Genomic DNA, 18132 nt, shown 5'->3' with positions numbered 1-18132 from the left:
ATTCATTGATTCTGCGAATTTCTATGCATACCAAACCGATTATTGCTGTCTTAGGAGACTACGAGCGCTGCTTGCAAGACTATGCGGATTGGTCACCAATTCAAGCGCACTCTAAACTGCGATTTTTTCATGAACCTCTCTCCGGGGAATCGCTCTATGAAGCTGTTCATGATGCAGATGCGATTGCTTTGGTCCGTGATCGGTCTCCCTTTGACGCATCACTCATTAAGCGCTTACCTAAGCTCAAATTATTTGTTTTTACTGGAACACGCAATGCTTTACTTGATCACATCGCCCTCCTCCATCAAGGGGTAACGGTCGCTTGTACACGCGGCGGACCATCCAAAGAAACCACCACTGAGCTAACTTGGGCCCTCATTCTGGCTACCAGTAAGCGGGTGGTCGATCAGTCTCAGATGATGAGTGACGGGCAATGGCGTAATGCCCATTCCGTATTACCCATGCTCCACGGGCAACGTCTTGGGATTATTGGACTAGGCGGCATCGGTAGCTTAGTCGCCAAAGTAGGCGCTGCATTTGGAATGGAATTGGTTTGCTGGAGTCCGAATATGACCCATGAACGCGCCAATGCCGCTGGGTGCGAGTTCTTGCCACTAGAAACCCTTCTTCAAACCTCAAAAATTGTGAGTTTGCATTTGGTTGCCAGCGAGCGCACCAAAGGCCTCATTCATCGGGATCGCTTAGCGATGATGCGAGCAGACTCTATCTTGGTAAATACCTCGCGCTCAAGCCTGATTGTGACCAATGATCTGATCGCGGCTCTCAAATCCGGTAGACCAGGTCAGGCTGCCCTCGATGTCTTTGATCAAGAACCACTTCCAAAAGACTCTGAACTGCATCGCATCCCAAATTTACTAATGACCCCCCATTTAGGCTTTGTGGCTGAGCCTATTTTTCAGGGTTTTGCCCAAGGTCTTGTTAATACGCTTAATGCCTGGCTCAATGGCAAGCCTGTACCGATGCCCTACCCTGCCAATTCATAAGCCATGCGGCACAGCCCAGCTCATTTATTCATTACTTTCACATTCATTGGTTTATCTGGCTTTGGTGGCGTTCTGCCGTGGGCCAGGCGAACCTTGGTGGAGCAAAAACAATGGCTCAGCTCTCAAGAGTTCAATGCGCTCTTGGGAGTCTGTCAGTTAGTTCCTGGTCCTAATATTGTTAACCTTGCGGTGTGTGTAGGCGAGCGTTTTGGGGGCGTACGAGGAGCATTCGCCGCTGTTGGTGGGTTGATGCTGGCTCCCATGACCGTTGTGATTTTGCTGGCCTTACTCTACGACCATTACGGAGAGTTTGAGCGGGTGCAAGGTATTTTGCGAGGCATCTCTTCCGTGGGGGTTGGCTTAATCGCTGCTACAGGATTTAAGATGCTCAAAGATGAATTGAGTTACCCACCAATGCTAATGGTGATTTTGATTAGCATCGTGATCGCTACGATCTATCAGTTAGCGCTTGGCTGGGTCGTTGCCATCACCTTGCCGCTTGCGCTATTGGTTGCTTGGAGAAAAGCGCGATGATGATCGGCCTCTTAGGACTGTTTATCAAACTGTCGTTGTTCTCATTAATTGCATTTGGCGGGGTCAACGCTCTCCTCCCAACCTTGTATGACATTTCGGTCAACCAAGAGGGTTGGATCGATCCTCAAACCTTCATTCATTACTTTGCGATTGCGCAAGCGGCACCAGGGCCTAATCTATTAACCGTTACCTTAATTGGTTGGAATGCCTTTGGCTTAGCGGGCGCCCTCTTAGCAACTTTAGCCGTTTGCTGGCCATCGTGTATTTTGATTTTTTATCTACAGCGGGTGATCGCAAAACTGCAACATTTGCAGTGGAAAAAAACCATTGAGTACTCAGCAAGCGCCCTTGCAGTTGGCTTAGTGCTTTCATCTGCCTGGCAAATTGCCATTCGCATTAATGGCAATTGGGCAGCCTATGCATTAACCATCTTTAGCATTCTGTTTGTCTTGCTCAGTAAGCGTCATCCTCTCTATCTAATTGGACTCGGTGCAATCCTGGGATTTTTTGGTTTTATTTGAGAGCATGGACAGTCCAAATCCCTAGAAAAGTTAGTAATAAGGATCCGCAGACATGCATGAGGGCGAGGCCTAAAGCGAGCATCAATTGATCTCGCTGCATCAACTGCACAACCTCTGCCGAGAAGCTTGAGAACGTAGTCAGCCCACCCAAGAACCCGGTGATGATAAAAAGTCGCCATTGTGGAGAAATCGTTGGTTGATCCATGTAATACGCCAAAGCAATACCTACTAGATAGGCGCCAAGGAGATTAGCGATTAAGGTTCCTGCGGGGATCGTAGAAGAAAATGATTCGGCAAGAACATTAAACCAGGCGCGTAAGAGCGCCCCAAGGCCGGCTCCAAAAAAGATGGCGGCAATGGATACAGAAGTAGTAGACATTCCCATAACTGGGATTATGAGGGATTAGAAACTGGGACGATAGCCCAGATAGGTTTGCTGGCGTTCGCGCTTAGTTAACACCAGTTGCCATAGTTGCCCTTGGCCAGAGCGGAAAAATCCAGCGCAACAGCACAGGTAATAGCGCCACATCCGATAAAAACGCTTGGAATACTGGGTTTGTAACTGCGGCCAAGCGCGCTCAAAATTACTTAACCATGCCATCAGCGTTTTGTCGTAGTCGTGTCCAAAGTTATGCAAATCCTCGACCAAAAACCGGCGCTCTAATGCTTGCGATAACTCCACTAAAGATGGTAAATGCCCATTCGGAAAGATATAGCGATCAATCCAAGCATCCGTTTTTTTAACCGTTGCGTAACTGCCGATGGTGTGCAAGAGAAAAATTCCTTGATCACTTAACAAGCGATGAGCGATATCAAAGTACTCTGCATAATTTTTTTGCCCAACGTGCTCAAACATCCCAACTGAAACGATCTTATCGAACGATCCCGTAAGATCTCGATAATCAATTAAACGAATTTCAACTGGAAGACCTTGGCAATGTTCGATAGCTAAGGCCCGCTGCTCGCTCGATACGGTGATACCTAAAACCTTCACACCATAGCGCTCCGCCGCGAATTTAGCCAACCCACCCCAACCACAACCAATTTCTAATAGCGACTCACCTGGCTTTAACTGAAGCTTCTTACAAATCAAATCAAGTTTATGTTCTTGTGCCTCGGTTAAATCCTTTGCATGAGCCCAGTAAGCACAGGAGTAGATCATGCGTGGATCAAGCATGGCCTCAAACAGATCATTGCCCGCGTTATAGTGCTGCTCACCCACCTGAAAGGCTCGATCTTTGGATTGCAAATTAAATAGTTTGGAGCGGGCGATTTCATAAAGAAGGCGGACTTTAGCGAAACCCTGCACGCTCTCGTCTAATTCATCACGCATTAAACGATAAAAGAACTCGTCTAGACGCTGGCAGTCCCATTGCCCATCCATGTAGGACTCACCAAGGCCCAAAGACCATGTTTGTAAAATCCGATCAAAAACCATCGGGTCATGAACTTGCATGTCCCAAGCTTGAGTACCGTTAACGACAATGCCGGCTTGCTGAAGAATTTGTTGGAGTGCAGCAGGGGCTTTGATACCCCCGGGAGGTGAATAACTTGCGGAATTACTTGACATCATGGCAAGTGATACCGGCTTACATCATCGTGCTAGAAGCACTGGCATTTAACCAAATACGTAACCCATATGGGCTGCAACCAAGGCAAACAAAATCGCTAGGCTGGTAGCGGCTGCCAACATCACAATTAGGGTAATCATCTTTTTGTTGATGACGTCTTTGCTTTCATTTTGCCATTCGTTCATGGTCTGCCCCTTTATCTAAACGATATAGTCAATATTATCCACACTTTAGGTGATTATCGGCCCCGACCAGCTTTTCGCATCATGCCCTTACCACCCCCAAATCCTTGTTGTGGCTTGCCCCCCATACTTTGAGGGCCCTTCCCGACCGGTGGGCGGGCTGGAAGCTTAGGTGCCTTCACGGCGGATTTAACTAGGGGTTTCTTCTCATCGGTCACAATAGCCTCCTCTCGATATGATCTTAATATGATTTCTGACTATTCTATCCAAGCTATTGCAATTAATGCGATTCCCTTGGTTTTTGCCATTACGATTCATGAGGCTGCTCATGGGTATGCAGCCAAACGCTTTGGCGACAACACTGCTTTCTTTCTTGGTCGTGTCACGCTTAACCCCCTAAAACATATTGATCCGATTGGCACTGTTTTAATCCCGATTGCACTGATTTTGGCAAACTCCCCCTTCTTGGTTGGTTATGCTAAACCGGTTCCAGTGCGCTTTGATCACTTGCGCAATCCTCGAATCGATATGATTTGGGTCGCACTCGCTGGGCCTGGTTCTAATTTTTTTCAGGCGATCGCTTGGGCTATTGCTTGGATTTTGCTTCAAGGGTCAGGTATTAATGAGCCGTTTTTGATCTCCATGGCTAAGGCGGGGGTCTTTTGGAACATTGGACTCTTGGTCTTTAATTTATTTCCCCTCCCTCCATTGGATGGTGGCCGCATTTTGGCAGGCTTGTTACCGTACCGCCAAGCCCTGTTATTAGGTAAATTAGAGCCCTGGGGCTTTTTTATTGTGTTGGGACTCGTGTTTACCGGAATTATTTCTCAATGGTGGATGGTTCCCTTAAGTGAGTTCTTCATTTCGATCGTGCGGGGCCTCACCTACCCCATCAGGATGATTTTTGGAGCTTAATGAGCTCGCAAGGACTGTCTTATCGCCATCACAAAACTGGAGTATTCTTAGATCTGAATCAATTCTGATTAGTTTCATGGAGGATTTATGAGTATTCAATCACTTCGCTTTTCCCTAAAAGCCCTCATCCCAGCACTTGCTCTCGTAACTGCATCACCGGCCATGGCCCAGTTTGCCAAGCCAGAAGATGCAGTCAAGTACCGTCAAAGTGCATTTGTATTGATGGGTGCTCATATGGGCAGACTTGCTGCCGTGGTTAAGGGTGAAACCCCCTACAACAGAGATGAGGTTGTTCGCAATGCAGCGGTCATTGGAACGCTCTCGAGCTTGCCTTGGCAGGCATTTGGTCCTGGGACAGAAGGTGGTAAGGCTGAACCAGCCATTTGGAAGGAAAGTGCTAAATTCAAGACAGCTGCTGATCGGATGCAAGCCGCAGTTGCAGAACTCAATACTGCCGCTCAATCAGGCAATCCGGAGAACTTGAAAAGGGCCTTGGGGGCAACGAGTCAAACCTGCAAAGCCTGTCACGACGATTTCCGCAAGAAGTAATTATTCGCCACAACTCGGCCTATATTCTCTGATTAAGCAATCAGGAGATATAAGCCGAGAATAATCAACAAAAATATTGCCAGTGCCAGCATGCGTTGGCGAGATGAATCAACCGTTTCCTGCAACTTTGGAGCGGTAGTAGTTAATTTATCTCCAGTGACCATAGGTCGGACTAAGTTTTCTCGTTTCACGAAATAGTAGTACGAGATTGCGGCAATATGCAGTCCGACCAAAGCAAATATTGAGTATTGGTTGAAGCGATGAATACTAGTGAGTAGTGCGACCGTACTATTTGATACATATTTTGCAAGTGGTCCCTGGAAAAAAATATCATCATCGGCAAATAGGCCTGTCAGAGCCTGAATTAAAACGACAAGTAATAAACCGATGACGGATAAGGCGCCGAGCGGGTTATGACCAAGTCCGCCATCGACTTGACCCCGAAGAAAAGCAATTAGCGTTGCGGGGCTGGGAATGAAATTAGCAAACCGTGCATACTGCGAACCCACAAAACCCCAAATGATGCGAAACAAGATCAGTGCCAGCGCAGTATAGCCACAATAGGCATGCCACTGAATAGCATTACCGCCAATTTTTACAAACACAATACCGAGCACAATACAGATCGCCAAAGCCCAATGAAATAGCCGCGTTGGCAAATCCCAAATGCGAACCGGCGTGCTCACTTTATTTGATTTCAGGAAGTTCTTTTTGTAAGAGTTTCAAACCGGCACGAAGCAAATCATCATACCGCTGGCGCTCTGCTTTGATCGCCTCGGCATCCCAGGAATAAAACCCTTGGCCTGTTTTCATTCCGAGATTTCCAGAATCTACTTTTTCCTTAAGGCATTGTGCAATCTCACCTTTGTTATTCAGGGAGGGGTAGATACTGGCTCCGGCCGCGGCATGAACCTCAACACCAGCATGATCACGCTGTAATACTGGGCCTGCAGCCAAGTAACGAAACCCGAAACCAAAACGTACTGCTTTATCAACATCCTCGGGGGTCACAATCCCCGCATCGATCAGATCAAAAGCTTCACGAGAGAGTGCATGTTGCAATCGATTGGCCAAAAACCCTGGCAGATCTTTTTTGACTGTAACGGGAACCATGCCACACGCGGTCATTAAACGACTCAAACTGTCTGCTACCAAACGCGATGTTTTTTCACCATAGATCACTTCCACACAAGGAACCAAATGTGCGGGCATAAAAAAATGCAAACCAATCATGCGAGCAGGACTTTTTAAACCTTTGGAAATTTCACTAATAGGAAAGCTAGAACTATTACTTGCTAGAACAGTTTCAGGGTTAACCACCTGCTCGAGTTGGGCAAATAAATCCTGCTTGACTTCGAGTTTTTCTGGAACGCACTCAATCACCAAGTCAATTTCTGACCAGTCAAAATGATTGAGTGAATCAACGACGGAGAGTAAGTGGAATCGATGCGAATAGCCAATTTCTTGCAATTTAGTTTCAAAATAATTGGGCAATAGAGCGCGACGTTCAGCGCTCGATTCAAAAACTTGGGTTGCGCACCCTCCACGAGCACAGACTAGGGCAACATCAGCCCCCATGGTTCCACCACCAACGATTAAAACTTTAGTCTCGGCTGGATTAAATAGCATCTCATTTTCCCTTTAGAAGTGGTACCACGCCATGTGCAGAGGGAACCATAAAGTCAAAATCACACCCAACATCTGCTTGCGTAACCGTCGTTTGATAGAGATGACGATAACCTGTTTCTGGAATATTCAAGCGCTTTGCTGGTGTCTCAAGAGCAGCGATGCGACGCGCAATTTCTGCATCATCAAGATCTAATTGCAATAAACGTTTTTCAACATCCAAGGTAATCATGTCGCCATCCTGAACGATGGCAAGCGGTCCATTCTCGGCCGATTCTGGGGTGACATGCAACACAATCGTGCCAAAGGCGGTGCCACTCATGCGTGCGTCTGAAATCCTGACCATGTCTTTGACCCCTGATTGAGCCAGCTTTTTGGGAATTGGTAAATAGCCAGCTTCAGGCATACCCGGCGCACCTTTGGGGCCAGCATTTTGTAATACCAAGATATCTTCTGCCGTGACGTCTAGATCTGGACTGTCCACGCGCAAGGCTAAATCCTCCAAAGATTTAAAGACTACTGCGCGACCGCGATGTTTGAGCAAATTAGGGCTAGCTGCTGAATGCTTAATGACTGCTCCACGTGGTGCTAAATTGCCCTTCAAAACAGCCAAGCCACCGACAGGGTAAATTGGTTCGCTCGCAATCCGAATGACCTTACGGGCTTTGGTCACTTTTGCTGCGTCAATCTCCTCGCCCAGTGTTCTGCCAGATACTGTTAAGCAATCGAGGTACAAGTGGGGTTTTAGCTCTCGCAAGACACCCATCAAACCACCGTCTTCGTATAAGTGCTCCATGTAGTGCGAACCACTGGGCTTTAAATCAACCAGGACCGGTATATTTCGGCCCAAGCGGTCAAAGCGCTCTAAATCCAGTTTGATTCCCAGACGTGCTGCGATCGCCGTGAAATGAATCAAGGCATTGGTTGAGCCCCCGATTGCATGCAAGACAACAAGCGCATTCGTCAACGCTTCGGGACTTAAGATGGTTCGTGGTGAGAATTTACCTTCACCAGCTGTTTTGCCAAGCTCAACCGCTCTGCGACCGGTGAGCTCCGATAAACGAAAGCGTTCTGCAGTGACTGCTGGAGCTGCTGCTGTGCCAGGCAAACTCAAACCAGCGGTCTCAACCATGCAGGCGATGGTGCTGGCGGTTCCCATTACCATACAAGTACCGGTCGTTGGAGCTAATTTGCCATTGATCTCATCAATTTCTGCTTGGTCAATTTCCCCAGCCCGAAACTTTCCCCAATATCGACGGCAATCGGTGCAAGCTCCTAAACGATCGCCCTGATGCAAGGTGGTCAGCATAGGGCCTGTTGGAATTGATAACACTGGCACATCAAGACTAGCCGCAGCCATTAATTGGGCGGGGATGGTTTTATCGCAACCACCAACAAGTACTACGGCATCCACCGGTTGCGAGCGCATCATCTCTTCGGTATCAAGCGCCATCAAATTGCGCAAATACATGCTGGTTGGAAATGCAAACGACTCGTGAATGGAGATGGTTGGAAATACCATCGGCATCCCACCCGCCTGCATCACACCACGCTTAATCGCCTCAATCATTTGCGGCACATTACCATGGCAAGGGTTGAAGTCACTATAGGTGTTCGTGATTCCAATAATGGGTCGGTCAAGAGCGCTGTCACTAAATCCCATCGCCTTGATAAAGGCTTTGCGCATAAATAAAGAAAATTCAGTATCGCCGTAGCGAGTGAGGCCCTTGCGAATTCCTGTTTGGGGTGTGCTGTTCGATGCAGCTTTAGGATCGTTATTAGTGCTCAATGGGTGGTATCCAAAATGTTAAAAATATCGACTTACAATGTCACATTATTCCAATAAAAATAGAAACAAGACATGATTCCAGTCAATAGCGTATTACAAGTGGGATTTTTCCCTGAAAGCATGCAAGATGAGGTCTTACGTCGCCTAACACCAGTGATGATGCCTGACCCTCAGGGTCTCATTCCACAACAGGATGTTCAGGCGATTTTGACAAGACCCAGCTATCCAATCACGCCCGCTCTTTTAGATCAATTGCCCCGGGTCGAAATGATTGCCTGCTGTGGCGTTGGATATGACAATCTTCCGCTCGATTATTTAAGGCAAAAAGGGATCATGGCATCGAACACGCCAGGGGTACTCAACGATGCAGTGTGCGAACTCACGATCGGCATGTTGTTTGCCCTACTGCGACAAATTCCGAAGGCGCATGAGTTTGTAATTCATAAAAATTGGAGTAAAGGGGCCTTTCCGTTTACAACTTCCTTGGCAGGTAAAACAATCGGGATCGTAGGCATGGGACGAATTGGTCAAGAGCTCGCAGCGCGACTAGTGCCTTTTAAGGTAAAGATTGCCTACCATGGCCCACATGACAAGCACCTGTCCTATCCATACATTTCCTCATTAATTGAGCTAGCAAGAATGAGTGATATCTTGATTCTGTGCTGCCCCGGCGGCAAAGAAACCGAGCGCATGATTCATCGGGAGGTGCTTGAGGCTTTAGGTCCCTCGTCCTACTTGATTAATGTCGCCCGTGGCACTGTGATCAACGAGTCCGATTTATTGGACGCACTTCATGGCGGGAAGATTGCTGGAGCTGCCTTGGATGTATTTGAAAACGAACCCAATCCTGATCCACGATTTTTAGAGCTCCCCAATGTCTTACTAACACCCCACATTGGCAGCGCGACCCAGGAGACTCGTCAAGCGATGACGAATCTTGCGATTGATAATCTTGATGCTTTTTTTAATCAGCGCCCTCTACCAACCCCTATTGTCTTGTAATTGGAGATTGTGATGCCCGTTCACCCCTCAAGTTTTTCAGCAGTCCTGTCACCGGTTCTAACCCCATTTAATGCCGATGGTGGTCCGAATTCCAAAAAACTCCTGCGACAATGTCATTGGCTACAAAGTCACGGAGTGGGTCAAGCGGTCTTTGGAACGAACTCTGAAGCCAATTCCATGTCCGCACGCCAAAAGATCATGGTGCTAGAGGAATTGATTGATGGTGGGCTCAACCCAAATAATGTGATGCCAGGGACTGGTGCATGCTCGGTTGATGATACAGTTGCCATGACACGTGCCGCAGTGAATGCTGGTTGTGCCGGAGTATTGATGCTCCCACCCTTTTATTACAAAGACGTCGCCGACGATGGCTTATTTGCGTTTTATGCTGAAGTCATTGAAAAAGTGGCTGATGCAAACTTAAAAATCTATGTCTACAACATCCCTCCGGTCACCAAAATTGGTCTGAGTATTCCTCTGTTGGAGCGCTTGGTGAAGGCTTATCCCAATACTGTCATCGGGATGAAAGATAGTTCGGGAGATTGGCCATATACCGAATCTGTGATTAAAGCGTTGGCGGGCTCAGGATTTCGGGTCTATGCAGGTAGTGAGGTATTTTTACTGCGCACCTTAAAAGCTGGGGGCGTGGGTTGCATCTCAGCCACTGCGAATGTCAATCCAAAAGCAATTGCCCAACTGGCAGCGCGTTGGCAAGAACCAGGGGCAGATGCCCTACAAGAGTCCTTATCGGCAGTTCGGGCCATTTTTGCCCAGTTCCCGATGATTCCTGGCATGAAGGCAGCGGTCGCTCACTATAGTGGTGATCTTGATTGGCTTCGCGTGAGACCCCCTCTGCTATCCCTCGATGCAGAGCAGCAAAACAGACTGGTTCACGAACTGCAAAAAATTAACTTCCAGATGGAAGGGCTTTAAGACGATTAAATTGGTATAGACTTACGGCTTGTAGTAACGATCAATAATGATTACAGGAGATATCTACATGAAACTACTTAAATTGTTGCCTCTGTGTTTTGCACTGCTTTGGGGCAGCGTTCAAGCTCAAAATCTTTCGGTCGCGACTGGCGGTACCGGCGGTGTTTACTATCCCATGGGTGGCGGCCTAGCAGCTGTTCTGTCCAAAAAAGTGCCTGGGATGTCTGCGACTGCTGAGGTAACTGGCGGCTCAGTGGATAACCTCAACCTGATCGGCACTGGTAAGCCTTACATTGGCTTCTCAATGGCCGATGCCGCTAAAGATGCACAAACTGGTCAAGGCAAGTTCTCGGGTAAAAAAATTGACCTCAACACCTTGTTAGTTCTCTATCCTAATCGGATGCACATTGTGACCACCGAGGCATCGGGCATCAAAACGATGCAAGATCTCAAAGGCAAGCGGGTAAGTACTGGAAGCCCTGGTAGCGCCACCGAAGTGATGGCCTTTCGCGTGATTGAGGCTGCTGGTCTCGATAAAGATAAAGACATGAAGCGTGAGCGTCTTGGTGTAGCGGAGTCTGTCAATGCAGTGAAAGATCGCAAGATTGATGCGTTCTTTTGGGTAGGTGGCTTACCAACCGCTGCTGTAACTGATCTTGCCAATACTCCCGGAACTAAGATTGTGATGATTGATCACTCCAAAGAAGTGGATGCCATGAACAAAAAATATGGCAACCTTTACTTCAAGGACGTGATTCCAAAAACTACCTACAAGGGTATGGATAAAGACAATAATGTGATCTCTGTTGCCAATATCTTGGTCACCAGCTCAAAGATGTCTGAAAAAGAAGCCTATGACATCGTGAAAGCCGTGTTTGATAACAAGATCGACTTGGTTCGTTCACACTTTGAGTACATCAATGTGACCCCCGAAGGTCAAAAAGCTGCCTCAACACCAGTTCCATTTCATCCTGGTGCTTTGAAGTACTTCAAAGAGAAAAACATTAAAGTCAATTAATTCGTTTCTTCGTTTTGTTTGAATGGCCGCTAATGCGGCCATTTTTCAGTAAAGACCAATACCATGAGCCAAAGTGCAATTGATAGCGCAACCCAAGAAAAATTAGATGCGCTGATTAAACAAGAAGAGGGTGACTCCAATAATTACAAAGGGATCTTTGCGATCTTTTTGACCTTAATGGCGGTTGGCATGTCGCTGTTTCATTTGTACGCCGCTTACTCCATTGTTCCAACCCAAGTGCTTAGAACAGTACACGTGAGCTTTATGCTCTTTTTGGTCTTCTTAAGTTTTCCGATGTTGGCTCGGTACAAGAATCAAGTGAAATGGTGGGATGTGATTTGCGCCCTGTTGGCGATTTATATTGCCTATTACGCAATTGCCGGTGGAGATGATTTTGGCGATCGCAATACTGCGCCCGACCGCATGGATGTGGTTTGGGGCTCCATACTGATCCTATTAATCCTAGAGGCTGTGCGTCGCACCAGTGGCGCTATTTTGGTATCAGTGACCATACTATTTTTACTCTACGCACTTTTTGGAGACTTGCTTCCAGCCCCCTGGACCCATAAAGGCTACTCAGTAGACCGTCTGGTTGGGTTTATGTATATGACCCTAGAGGGTATCTACGGTACCGCGGTTGATGTATCCGCTACCCTCATTATTCTCTTTACGATCTTTGGGGCATTCTTGCAATTTACGGGTGCGGGCAAGTTTTTTATCGACTTCTCATTTGCTGCCATGGGCGGCAAATCATCTGGTGTAGGACGCACCATTGTTTTATCTTCATTCTTGCTGGGCGGCCCCTCTGGGTCCGGCGTAGCCACTACCGTCACCGTCGGCTCAGTAGCAGCCCCAATGCTCGATAAGGTAGGTTACGAGAAAAACGCGGCTGGTGGCCTCTTAGCAGCTGGTGGCCTAGGGGCGATCATTTCTCCGCCAGTATTGGGTGCAGCAGCCTTCTTGATTGCCGACTTTTTGAAGATTTCGTATCTCGATGTTTTATTAATGTCGATTATTCCGACCATTTTGTTTTATCTCGGACTTTTTACGATGGTGGAAATCGATGTTCGTAAGTACGGCATGAAAGCAATGCATTTTGAGGCAGTCGAGAGTGCCTGGTCCCTCAGCAAAAAATACTGGTTTCATTTCTTCTCGCTGATCTCAATTGTTCTATTTATGCTGATGGGCTTCACGCCCGTCATGGCTGTGTTATGGGCAACAATTATTTCCGCGTTGACCAGCATGTTGCGCCGGGATACGGCCATCATCCCCTACGAGTGGTTTATGGGTAAACAGCCCATCCTTAAGGGTCTTTATGAATCCAATTTAACCAAGGCGCTCGCTTCTGGCTCAACCGGTGTTCTGGCGATTGCGGCAACCTGCGCTGGTGCCGGCCTGATTGTGGGTACCGTGGTATTGACTGGTTTAGGCCTCAAGTTCAGCTCGATTGTGATTCAGTATGCGGGCGGCTCTTTATTACTCACCGCCATATTTACTGCCTTCATTGTTTGGATTGTCGGTCTAGCAGTACCAGTCACTGCTTCGTACATCATTTGTGCTGTGATTGCAGCTCCTGCGCTCATTAACTTGGGCGTACCCGCATTTGCAGCGCATATGTTTATCTTTTACTATGCAGTGTTATCGGAGGTTTCACCGCCTACCGCCCTATCGCCCTTTGCGGCGGCAGCGATTTGTAAGGGTAACCCATACAAAACAACCTTACAAAGCTGGAAATACGTGGCGCCTGCGATTCTGGTGCCCTTTATGTTCGTGCTAGATAAATCAGGGGTTAGCCTCTTGCTGATGGGCTCTACAACTGCATTGGCCGAGGCAAATTGGATGGAAATCGTTTGGTCAACACTAACCGCCATCGTCGGAATTGTGGCACTGGCCGGCGGTCTGCAAGGTTGGTTTATTGAGAAGACTAATATTGTGGAGCGTACCCTGATGATTGTTTCTGGGGTCGCGCTGGCCTACACCTCACCAACCGCCGATATGATTGGCTTTGCTGGATTTGGCTTGGTACTCATCCTGCAGTTCTTTAAGTACTTTAAGGCCAAGCCTAAGGCCAGTGCCTAAATGGTCATCAACTAAAAAGCCGCTTTCATCAAGCGGCTTTTTTGATTCGTTTCGTACTATTTTTTGATCGTAGTCCAGGCTGATTTGCCGGCGTATTTCTTAACCGCAGCTTCATCAAACTCAAATCCCAATCCTGGTGTTTTATGCAAAATCAGATCACCGTTCTTAAATGCCAACTGCTTGTTAATAAGGCGTCTGAAGTTTAAGACTTGGTTGTCAGGGAAAAACTCCACAAAGCGAGCATTGGGTGTTGCCGCAACTAAGGGAGCATGCAAATCATGGAACCAGTGGGGGCAAACTGTAATCCCTTTAGAGTCAGCATAAGCAGCAATCCGCCTGAATTCGCTAATGCCACCGCACACTGCCGCATCCGCTTGCAGGATGGTTGCGCCACCGGCATCAACCAGCTCACGAAAACGCCAACGGCCTACCTCAATTTCGCCAGTAGCGATCGTGATGGAGGTATTTTTTGCCAAGCGGGCATGCAAATCAATAGCATCCGGGGAAAATGGCTCTTCCAACCAATAGGGGTTGTATTTCTCAAAACGACGGACATACTCCATCGCGGTTGGTAAATCGCGCCAAGCATTATTCGCATCGAGGGTTAAAAGGACATCATCGCCGACTGCACTGCGAGCGGCTTTGACTCGAGCCTCCTCCTCACGGGGGGATAGGCGACCCACTTTCATCTTCACCGCCTTAAAGCCAAGCTTCACAAACGATTCCATTTCCTTGCCCAATTTAGCTGGAGTTTTACCTTCCAAGTAGTAACCACCGCTGGCATAGGCAGGGACGCGATCATCTACCACGCATCCCAAGTATTGATGGAGAGGCAAACCAACGGAGCGGGCGTTGAGATCCCAAATTGCAGTATCCAGAATCGAGATGCCACGCATCACAGAGCCAGAACGACCTTGCAAAATCGATTCCGCATACATCTCCGACCACAGACCCTCGCTACGATGGCTATTCTGACCAATCAATTTAGGAGCCAACAATTGCTCAACGGCGACTTTGGCGATACTACCGGCGGCAGATCCGACGTAACAGAAGCCAACCCCCTCGTGACCATCTTTACTGCGAACTTTAACGATGCAGTAATGGCGCTCGCTCACGGTTCGAGTCGCAAACGATGTTACAACATCTAAGGGAACTGGCACGCTGGCCACTTGAACAGATTCAATAATCGGCATCTTTTCCTCTTTTGGTTAACCAATCAAAGAAAATGATTGTAGCGATTATTTGCCGATGGATTCTGCAAGACAGCGTTTCATAAAACTCTCTTTAGCAACGTCGATCAATTTACGATCTCGTGCCGTCCGCTCACAATCGATGCGAGCCTGCTTGACACAATCGTCATAACTCATGAGCTTGGATCCTGGACGAGCAGAATTTTGTGGGGCCAATTGTTCTGAGCAACTCTTGGCCGACGCCTGCGAAGAAGGGATACTAAATACACAGGCAGCGGTCATCAAACGAATCATCACAGCTTGCATCGATTACCGCTCCCTTGAAGTCAATGCCTGATCATACCTAGTTTTTAGATACAAAAATGTTGCACTACGGAATAAATACCTCGATTACCCCTCTTGATATTGGATAATCGAGGTGTGCATCAAACCCATACCTCTCGATTCAGTGTTCAATCTTTGGCTCCTTGGGGCAAAGTATGTCTTGGAGTTTGCCTCATACTTTGCAGTCAGATCGCGCTCTCTCAATCTAATCAAAACACCAAATCGAATGTCACCAACAAAAAAGTGACCGCTCCCCAAAAAGGAATTCAGGTTAATCAACGCACCCAAAGTAAAGCAGGGAGTGGTGCCTCGGGCTTGCAAAGTAAATCCGTTGCAGAGCAAAACCAACAGCTGACCGATCCCGGCACCGAAGAATACAGTCAGTTTGATGCGGTACCTGATTTTCAGGTACAACGTGGCTGTCTAAAGCGAGGATTTCGAGAGGGGAATCTTCCCAGTCGAATTGGAATCAACGATCCAGAATTTTTAGAGTATTTCAAGAATCAAACGGGTCGGTTCTTCGACTCCGCAAGTGGTCCATGCATCCCTTATGTCGTTGCTTTCGGAAAACGGGGGCGCTTTGAGTCGCTGAGCATCATGAATGGGCCAAGTAGGAATGAAAAATCGCAGATTTTGACCTTTACTGCCTCAGGGTTTGGGGGATACCTCGTTCAAGAAGAAAACCTTGCTGACCAAATGCAGTTTTGGACAGAGTTATTTATTCCGTTGCAAGAGGTACTCTATGACCCCCAACGTTTAGGAGATAAATTACCTGTTGAGCTTGCCTGGGAACTCAACTCGATCGTGAAGCAACTTTATCCAGATGACTCCGCCTCACTTGGAAATAGCCCAAAGCAAGTGCGCGTGATCGTTGATTTTGGTACTCGGGATCGTTGGGCACAAATTTGGGCAGTTGAGATTCTGAACCTAGCAACCAATCAAGTACTAGCCGATGCATTTTGGTTGGATCGCGATGATATTCCTGGATCATTTTTTACTGCCAACGGCGACTCTATTGAGCGTAGCTTTTGGACCAATCCTCTTAGCTATCGACGGATCTCTCGAGGTGTTGGACAGGTTCCGATTCGCTCCCGAACCAATCCTAATAATCCGCAAGCCCAAAGCAAAGACCGACGCTATCGAACCCATATGGGGATTGACTATGCAGCCCCTACTGGTACGCCAGTATTTAGCGTTGCGAATGGGAAAGTGGCTTTTCTTGGTTACAGCGGCGCGTACGGCAAACTCATCATCATTGACCATCCAGGCAACTATCGAACCTATTACGCCCACTTGAGTAATTACAATAATGAATTAGTAGTCGGAAATGATATTCGGCGCGGTATGGAGATCGGCTATGTTGGCTCGACCGGTCGTTCCACCGGCCCCCATTTGCATTACGAATTACGAAAGAATGGTATCTATGTGGATCCATATAACCCAAAAATCCAGCTGGATTTGTGGACCATGCGCCCAAGCGATAGCGGCTCGTTCACGAAGCAGCTGTTAATGTTAGGTAGCATCCCCAAAGAATGAGTGCGCATGTCTAAATCGTTACGCCTTGAGTCCATTGCATGCGTGCGTGGGGGTCGTACCTTGTTTGAAGATCTCCGCCTTGAAATTAAACCGGGATCTATTCTACGCATCTCTGGGGATAACGGTTCAGGCAAATCCAGTCTTCTGCGTATTCTGTGTGGCCTACTCTCACCCCATTCGGGACAGATATTTTGGGGACCAGATCCAATTACCGAGGACCGGGATCAATTTCATAGCGAGCTGATTTATCTTGGGCATATCCCCGCCCTGAAGTCAGACTTTAGTGCGATCGAGAATTTAATGTCATTGGCATTACTAGGTGGACAATCGATCTCCAACGATGAGGCTATGTTCGCTCTGCGTGCAGCGGGTTTGGAGCGCCAAGCCCATCGTTTTATTCGCACCTTATCGCAAGGGCAAAAGCAACGTATCGCGCTAAGTCGCTTGCGCCTTCCTCAAGCAAAAACAATTTGGGTTTTAGATGAACCATTTAATGCCTTGGATCGAGAGGCCAACCTTGCGTTACAAAGCTTATTAATTGAGCATGTCAATCATGGAGGAATCGTAGCACTTAGTAGCCATCAAGAGCTACAGATCGATAGCGAACCTTGTGTGATTCGATTAGAACTATGAGTCAAAGCGCATCCGGATTTGTGATCTTCCAAGGCGTGATTACGCGCGACCTGCGCCTCGCTCTGCGACGCAAAAGCGATAGCCTTGCGGTCATCATTTTTTTTGCCGTAGTTACGAGTCTTTTTCCATTGGGTATTGGGCCAGAGCAAAACTTGTTGATGCAAATTGCACCAGGCATGCTGTGGATTGCCGCCTTACTAGCAGCCATGCTATCGCTTCACAAAATATTTTCAGAGGACTTTATCGATGGGTCTTTGGACCAAATTGCGTTAACCGCCTTACCCTTGCCACTCGTAGTGCTTGCTAAAACCATTGCGCATTGGATGAGCAGTGGTCTATTACTTGCCCTCATCTCACCAATCCTTGCCTTGCAATTTAATTTACCGATGGATACGGTCGGTGTTTTGTTTTTATCCCTTCTACTGGGAACACCTCTATTGAGCCTAATCGGCTCTATTGGTGCAGGCTTAACCTTAGCCAGTCGTGGTAGCGGGACCCTGTTGGCCCTGATCATTTTGCCCCTCGTAAGCCCCGTCCTCATTTTTGGAGCCGGCGCAGTCGAGTCCTACCAGAGTGGCCTTGGGGTTGCCGCCCACTTTTCTTTGCTTGGCGCCATGCTCGCAATCGCATTATTTTTAGCCCCCCTTGCCAGCGCGGCTAGCATTCGGATTGCCTTGGAATAAAAGACGATCACACGCAATCGACTTACAATACTTTCGGTTAATT

General features: G+C 47.7%; 20 protein-coding genes. 12 read left to right on the top strand and 8 right to left on the bottom strand.

The features are described from left to right. Positions 1–23 precede the first annotated feature (23 nt). From QUE62_RS02085 to QUE62_RS02075, 3 genes are read left to right on the top strand one after another with little or no spacing between them, the layout of a single operon-like run. Positions 24–1004 (top strand): D-2-hydroxyacid dehydrogenase family protein, encoded by a 981-nt coding sequence (locus QUE62_RS02085; protein ID WP_286261983.1) that lies wholly within the window; start codon positions 24–26, stop codon positions 1002–1004. A gap of 3 nt (positions 1005–1007) precedes the next feature. Further along, on the top strand, positions 1008–1538 hold the full coding sequence (locus QUE62_RS02080; RefSeq protein WP_286224165.1) for a chromate transporter: 531 nt from the start codon (positions 1008–1010) through the stop codon (positions 1536–1538). Continuing rightward, positions 1535–2059, top strand: coding sequence for a chromate transporter (locus QUE62_RS02075; protein ID WP_286224164.1), 525 nt, complete (start codon positions 1535–1537; stop codon positions 2057–2059). Before QUE62_RS02080 ends, QUE62_RS02075 begins: the two co-directional genes overlap by 4 nt. Here QUE62_RS02075 and crcB read toward each other — a convergent pair. From crcB to QUE62_RS02060, 3 genes are read right to left on the bottom strand one after another with little or no spacing between them, the layout of a single operon-like run. Next, positions 2052–2438, bottom strand: coding sequence for a fluoride efflux transporter CrcB (crcB, locus tag QUE62_RS02070; protein ID WP_286224162.1), 387 nt, complete (start codon positions 2436–2438; stop codon positions 2052–2054). The two genes, QUE62_RS02075 and crcB, sit on opposite strands and share 8 nt — an antisense overlap. Before the next feature lie 24 nt (positions 2439–2462). Beyond that, on the bottom strand, positions 2463–3632 hold the full coding sequence (gene cfa, locus QUE62_RS02065; RefSeq protein WP_286261981.1) for a cyclopropane fatty acyl phospholipid synthase: 1170 nt from the start codon (positions 3630–3632) through the stop codon (positions 2463–2465). A gap of 45 nt (positions 3633–3677) precedes the next feature. Next, positions 3678–3815: a hypothetical protein gene (locus QUE62_RS02060; RefSeq protein WP_199908516.1), complete on the bottom strand. Its 138-nt coding sequence runs from the start codon at positions 3813–3815 to the stop codon at positions 3678–3680. 243 nt (positions 3816–4058) lie between these two features. On the opposite strand from QUE62_RS02060, the gene QUE62_RS02055 reads away from it, so the two are divergent. Both QUE62_RS02055 and QUE62_RS02050 read left to right on the top strand, forming a co-directional pair. After that, positions 4059–4727, top strand: a complete 669-nt coding sequence (locus QUE62_RS02055; protein WP_286261980.1) for a site-2 protease family protein — start codon at positions 4059–4061, stop codon at positions 4725–4727. Positions 4728–4814: 87 nt separating this feature from the next. Continuing rightward, the gene (locus QUE62_RS02050; protein ID WP_286261977.1) at positions 4815–5276 is read left to right on the top strand and encodes a c-type cytochrome; all 462 of its coding nucleotides are present in this window, start codon (positions 4815–4817) and stop codon (positions 5274–5276) included. 32 nt (positions 5277–5308) lie between these two features. Here QUE62_RS02050 and QUE62_RS02045 read toward each other — a convergent pair whose 3' ends face one another. From QUE62_RS02045 to QUE62_RS02035, 3 genes are read right to left on the bottom strand one after another with little or no spacing between them, the layout of a single operon-like run. Further along, the gene (locus QUE62_RS02045; RefSeq protein WP_286224157.1) at positions 5309–5962 is read right to left on the bottom strand and encodes a cytochrome b/b6 domain-containing protein; all 654 of its coding nucleotides are present in this window, start codon (positions 5960–5962) and stop codon (positions 5309–5311) included. A 1-nt stretch (position 5963) separates the two neighbouring features. Beyond that, a complete protein-coding gene (locus tag QUE62_RS02040) occupies positions 5964–6905 on the bottom strand; it encodes a 3-hydroxyacyl-CoA dehydrogenase family protein (protein WP_286261974.1) in 942 nt (313 codons plus the stop codon). Between the two features lies 1 nt (position 6906). Further along, a complete protein-coding gene (locus QUE62_RS02035; protein WP_286261972.1) occupies positions 6907–8691 on the bottom strand; it encodes an IlvD/Edd family dehydratase in 1785 nt (594 codons plus the stop codon). Between the two features lie 72 nt (positions 8692–8763). On the opposite strand from QUE62_RS02035, the gene QUE62_RS02030 reads away from it, so the two are divergent. The 4 genes from QUE62_RS02030 to QUE62_RS02015 all read left to right on the top strand — a co-directional run bounded on the left by QUE62_RS02030 (position 8764) and on the right by QUE62_RS02015 (position 13723). Then, a complete protein-coding gene (locus QUE62_RS02030) occupies positions 8764–9693 on the top strand; it encodes a 2-hydroxyacid dehydrogenase (RefSeq protein ID WP_286261969.1) in 930 nt (309 codons plus the stop codon). Positions 9694–9705: 12 nt separating this feature from the next. Further along, positions 9706–10626, top strand: a complete 921-nt coding sequence (locus QUE62_RS02025) for a dihydrodipicolinate synthase family protein (RefSeq protein ID WP_353506837.1) — start codon at positions 9706–9708, stop codon at positions 10624–10626. 67 nt (positions 10627–10693) lie between these two features. Then, on the top strand, positions 10694–11644 hold the full coding sequence (locus QUE62_RS02020; protein WP_108507935.1) for a TAXI family TRAP transporter solute-binding subunit: 951 nt from the start codon (positions 10694–10696) through the stop codon (positions 11642–11644). 63 nt (positions 11645–11707) lie between these two features. Next, entirely contained in the window at positions 11708–13723 is a 2016-nt protein-coding gene (locus tag QUE62_RS02015) for a TRAP transporter permease (protein WP_286225729.1), read from the top strand. A 56-nt stretch (positions 13724–13779) separates the two neighbouring features. On the opposite strand, the gene QUE62_RS02010 is transcribed toward QUE62_RS02015, so the two are convergent. Then, positions 13780–14916, bottom strand: coding sequence for a mandelate racemase/muconate lactonizing enzyme family protein (locus tag QUE62_RS02010; protein ID WP_108507933.1), 1137 nt, complete (start codon positions 14914–14916; stop codon positions 13780–13782). Positions 14917–14961: 45 nt separating this feature from the next. Beyond that, positions 14962–15219 carry a hypothetical protein gene (locus QUE62_RS02005; RefSeq protein ID WP_286261967.1) on the bottom strand — a complete coding sequence of 86 codons (258 nt, stop codon included), beginning with the start codon at positions 15217–15219 and terminating at the stop codon, positions 14962–14964. A 261-nt stretch (positions 15220–15480) separates the two neighbouring features. On the opposite strand from QUE62_RS02005, the gene QUE62_RS02000 reads away from it, so the two are divergent. The 3 genes from QUE62_RS02000 to ccmB are packed head-to-tail and all read left to right on the top strand — an operon-like array spanning position 15481 to position 18089. Beyond that, positions 15481–16773, top strand: coding sequence for a M23 family metallopeptidase (locus QUE62_RS02000; RefSeq protein WP_286261965.1), 1293 nt, complete (start codon positions 15481–15483; stop codon positions 16771–16773). A gap of 6 nt (positions 16774–16779) precedes the next feature. Next, entirely contained in the window at positions 16780–17406 is a 627-nt protein-coding gene (gene ccmA / locus QUE62_RS01995) for a cytochrome c biogenesis heme-transporting ATPase CcmA (protein WP_286224146.1), read from the top strand. Further along, positions 17403–18089, top strand: a complete 687-nt coding sequence (gene ccmB / locus QUE62_RS01990; protein ID WP_286261963.1) for a heme exporter protein CcmB — start codon at positions 17403–17405, stop codon at positions 18087–18089. Before ccmA ends, ccmB begins: the two co-directional genes overlap by 4 nt. Positions 18090–18132 lie beyond the last annotated feature (43 nt).

Source organism: Polynucleobacter sp. HIN9, from assembly GCF_030297635.1.
GTDB lineage: Bacteria > Pseudomonadota > Gammaproteobacteria > Burkholderiales > Burkholderiaceae > Polynucleobacter.
The sequence above is the reverse complement of the archived record's forward strand: the minus strand, read 5'-3'. Positions and strand labels throughout refer to the sequence as shown.